Origin of the sequence: uncultured Romboutsia sp. (genome assembly GCF_958366745.1) — a bacterium.
Classification (GTDB): domain Bacteria; phylum Bacillota; class Clostridia; order Peptostreptococcales; family Peptostreptococcaceae; genus Romboutsia; species Romboutsia timonensis.
In genome coordinates, this window is the sequence record NZ_CATXCO010000296.1 from 1 (window position 1) to 2530 (window position 2530).

The 2530-nt window shown below is 30.2% G+C and carries 3 protein-coding genes; all 3 read left to right on the top strand.

Annotated elements, in window-relative coordinates; genetic code table 11:
- Positions 1–1557 (top strand): alpha-galactosidase (locus tag Q5F54_RS12950; RefSeq protein WP_302334573.1); only part of this gene is annotated, 1557 nt, incomplete at its 5' end.
- 21 nt (positions 1558–1578) lie between these two features.
- Complete coding sequence (locus Q5F54_RS12955) at positions 1579–1746, top strand: hypothetical protein (protein WP_281538326.1); 168 nt, start codon at positions 1579–1581, stop codon at positions 1744–1746.
- 273 nt (positions 1747–2019) lie between these two features.
- The coding region (locus Q5F54_RS12960) for an NADH peroxidase (protein ID WP_302334574.1) at positions 2020–2530 on the top strand (511 nt) is incomplete at its 3' end.

Sequence of the window (2530 nt, forward strand, 5' to 3'; positions counted from 1 at the left end):
AGTGGTAGTCAAAGTATTGGAAGTAGAAGAGGTTCAAGTAGCCATGCTCAAAATCCTTTTATGGCTTTAGTTAGAAAAGATACAACAGAACAACATGGAGAAGTATATGGATTTAGTTTAATTTATAGTGGAAACTTTTTAGCTAACGTTGAAGTTGATATGTATGAAAATGCAAGAGCTCAAATAGGTATAAATCCATTTGATTTTACATGGCTTTTAAAATCAAAAGAAGAATTTACAGCACCAGAGGCTGTGCTTGTATACTCAAATGAAGGATTAACAGGTATGAGCCATATTTATAATTGTCTTTATGGAAAACGTTTATGTAAAGGTAAGTATAGAGATGAAGTAAGACCAATACTTATAAATAACTGGGAAGCTACATATTTTGATTTTAATGAAACAAAAATAAAAGAAATTGCGAGGGAAGCTACAAACCTAGGAATGGAATTGTTTGTATTAGATGATGGATGGTTTGGAAAAAGGGATGATGATAACTCATCTTTAGGTGATTGGTTTGTTAATGAAGAGAAGCTAAAAGGTGGATTAAATAAATTGGCAACAGAAATAAATGAAATGGGATTACAATTTGGGTTGTGGTTTGAACCTGAAATGGTATCACCAATAAGTGAACTTTACAAAGAACATCCAGACTGGTGTATTCATATTCCAGGAAGAAATAGATCTGAAGCTAGAAGACAATTAATATTAGATTATTCAAGAGAAGATGTTTGTAATTATATAATAGAAAAAATAAGTGAGGTATTATCATCAGCTCCAATCTCTTATGTAAAATGGGATATGAACAGAAATATGTCAGAGATAGGTTCTGCTAAATTACCAGCTAATAGACAAAGAGAAGTAGCACATAGATACATACTAGGTTTATATAAAGTTTTAGAGGAAATAACTACAAGATTTCCTGATGTATTATTTGAAAGTTGTTCAGGTGGAGGGGGAAGGTTTGACCCAGGAATGTTATACTATATGCCACAAACTTGGACTAGTGACAACACAGATGCTATAGAAAGATTAAAGATACAATTTGGAACAAGTATGGTTTATCCAAATGCATCTATAGGATGCCATGTATCTGCTGTTCCTAATCATCAAGTTGATAGGATAACACCTATAGAAACTAGGGGAGTAGTTGCTATGAGTGGAAATTTTGGTTATGAGTTAGATATAACTAAGCTTCCTGAAAGTGAAAAAGAAATTATAAAAGAACAAGTAAAACTATACAAAGAAATAAGAGAGACTATACAATTTGGTAAATGTTACAGATTAAGTAGTCCATTTGAAAACAATGATGTAGCTTGGATGTTTATATCTAAAGATTGTGAAGAAATTATAGTTAGCTTTGTAAGAACATTAGCAAAACCTAACTCTAAGTTTATTTCTTTAAAACTTGTAGGATTAGATGAAAGTTCAAAATATGAAATATTGGGAGAAAACATAATAGTTGGTGGAGATGAACTAATGAATATTGGTTTGAATGTTCCTGAGTTAAAAGGAGACTATCAAGCTAAGATGTGGAGATTAAAAAAAGTTAAATAAATTTATAGGGGGATAATTTCTATGAAATATGCAAAAAGGGTAATGAGTCTTACTTTAGTAATGGGATTAATGGTAAGTAGCTTAACAGGTTGTACATCAAGTAAAGATGATACAGCAAATAAAGGTGATAAAACAAAGGTAGTATTTATACAAGGAAACTATTATATGAGGTGTTTCACTAACACATAGTTTAAACTAAGTGAAACCTTTATTTATAAAATAATGCAACTTTATAAATAGATATAATAAATTATTTAAAATAAATGTAATAAGAAAAATATAGGATTTCTTTATTTTTATGAATAAATATAAATTACGTATATTGTATACATAAATGGAATAAATAGTGTATAAAATATAAAAAAATATTATAAAATTATGTTTAAGAATAAAATTATTAGGTATATATATAATATAATAAATTATCGATAAAAAAGGTTAATATACGGAGGGAATATAATTATGAAGAAATTTGTATGCGTAGTATGTGGATATATACATGAAGGAGAAACTGCTCCAGAAGTATGTCCAGTATGTAAGGTTGGAGCTGACAAGTTCGAAGAAATGAAAGGTGAATTAAAATGGGCTGATGAACACAGAATAGGTGTAGCTCAAGGAGTAGACGAAGAAATACTTGAAGGATTAAGAGCAAACTTTGTTGGTGAATGTACAGAAGTTGGAATGTATTTAGCAATGGCTAGACAAGCTGATAGAGAAGGATATCCAGAAGTTGCAGAAGCTTACCAAAGAATAGCATTTGAAGAAGCAGAACATGCTGCTAAATTTGCTGAATTATTAGGTGAAGTAGTTGTTGCTGATACTAAGGCTAACTTAGAAGCTAGAGTTGAAGCTGAATATGGAGCAACTGAAGGTAAATTAAAAATAGCTAAGAAAGCTAAAGAATTAGGACTTGATGCAATACATGATACAGTTCATGAAATGTGTAAAGATGAAGCTAGACATGGTAAAGCAT

Coding starts and splice junctions, on each gene's coding strand:
- Q5F54_RS12955 (WP_281538326.1), top strand. CDS start 1,579: ATGAAATATGCAAAAAGGGTAATGAGTCTTACTTTAGTAATGGGATTA.